This is a genomic window from Hydrogenivirga sp. 128-5-R1-1, assembly GCF_000171895.1.
The window spans coordinates 1-1,907 of sequence record NZ_ABHJ01000209.1 but is presented as its reverse complement, the minus strand read 5'-3'; the positions used below and the strand labels follow the sequence as shown (position 1 = coordinate 1,907).

The 1,907-nt window shown below is 29.2% G+C and carries 1 protein-coding gene and 1 pseudogene; both read right to left on the bottom strand.

What is annotated here, in order from left to right; all coding sequences use genetic code 11:
• Positions 1 to 861: pseudogene (locus tag HG1285_RS03295) on the bottom strand (group 1 glycosyl transferase); the annotation flags it as partial.
• The coding region (locus tag HG1285_RS03300; protein WP_008288906.1) for a class I SAM-dependent methyltransferase at positions 862 to 1,907 on the bottom strand (1,046 nt) is incomplete at its 5' end.

Here is a 1,907-nt window from a genome sequence, read left to right as displayed (position 1 = left end):
TTTTAGTATGTGGTCTACTCCTATGCCTACTGTTTTTACAGGTATTTTTATACCGTTATCTATCATTACTTTTTCTACATATGGAGACATTATAGGAAGAATATCTAAATATTTGTTAAAATCTTCTAAGTACTCTTTGGGATATTCTGACTCTTCCCATCCGTAAGAAGTCATTGCGTTTATGTGCCCTTTCATATCGTAAACGCGAGGAGGATATGGGTTTCTTAATACTACCGGTGCATGATAAGCTTTTTTTGATTTTTGGTACATATGTTTTATATCTGGATTTTCTTCTAAAAATTCTTTATCTGGGTCAAAATCTCCATATCCATCTGTTGAGTAAAGGGCTACTTTATCTGGATGTTTTTTGTTTAATGCTCTGGATATTTCCCTATTTACTATTGCAAGGCTGTAGGAACTATCAAAAGAGCCTTCTATTTGGTAAATAATCTCTGGTCTTATGTTTGTTTTTTCTATTTGGTGCTGGATTATTTTTCTTCTTAATCTTCTGTTATCTGCAAGTAAAGCAATAATTGCAGCAATTTTTTGTGGTGGTTCGTCTTTTATGTGTAGTGCGTAAAAGCTAGGTAAGTCTTCTGTATCTATAAATAGTATAGGTAAAAAGTTTTCTAGTGCTCTGTTTAGTAGATCTTTGTTTGTTTTTTTATAGACTATAAAAAGGTCCGATGCTAAAAAGTATTCTTCTAAGTATTTTTTGTCTATTTGGTCTATGTAATGTATTTTGTGGTTTATTTCTAGTAAATCTTGAAGATATTTATTTACTTCTTCAAGGAATGGTTCATTTTTTTCTACAAGTATATTAAAGTTTGGGGTTAAGGTGTCTATTAGTTTTTTGTTCATTTATTTCTCCCCAATTAATGCGTAATCCATATAGAATTTTTCTTTTTCTTCAAATGGAGAAACTTCTTTTCTATCTGGATGTAGATATAAGAGCTTTATATTTTTAAATCCGTAATACTGCATCAAAAATGCAAGGGTTTGTGGTGGAATAGGTTTTTGGTGGGTTGTGTCTAAATAAAAGGTTGCAAATGCTTTTATATAGAGGGGGTTTGGGGTTTCTATTATTAGCTTTCCATCTGGTTCTAGTTTTTCGTAGGATAGTTTTATTAATTTTTGTTGGTTTTCTTCTGATAAATGCTCTATAACATGGAAAGCTGTTATATTTGAAAATGTTTGCTGAGTATTTTGTAAAAACTCTATAGCATCAGATTTTACTACTGGTAGATCTTGAGATTTTAATATTTCTACGAGATTTTCGTCTATCTCTATGCCTAAAACATTTATCCCTTTTTCTAGTAATAGTTTTAAAAATTCACCTCTACCACATCCTATATCTAAAACAGGATTAGTGGATGGTTTTAAATAGTTTAGGTATCTTTCTTGTCTATGGATTACAGATTGTTCATCACCTCTAAATAGGTTTTCAAATGAGATGTAAAGGGGAAGGTTTTTTTCTATATTGTAATTTATTTGTTGTTCTAAAGTTTCAGAAAGTGGTTCTGCAGATGTTAACTGATTTATTACATGGTCTATATGGTTTAGTTTAAGGGAAATATTATTTATATGCTCATTTAAGTTGTTTATTTTTATATTTGTTTCTTGGGATAGATTATTTATATCAATTTTTAAGTTGTCTATTTTGGCAATTGTAGAAAAAATTTCTTTTTCTAATGTAGAGATATGATTTTTTGTTAAATGTAGTTCGTGGTTAATAGATAAAACTGTATTGTATAGGTTGTTTTCTATAAAGTTAAATTTTTTGTCTAAACATGGGATTTTTAAAAAGAATTTTATGTATTTAAAAACCGTCCCTATAATAGGTAAACTTTGAAGAATAGATGGTAGTGCATTCTTCCAAATCCTTTTATCTTTATATTTTGCTTTTT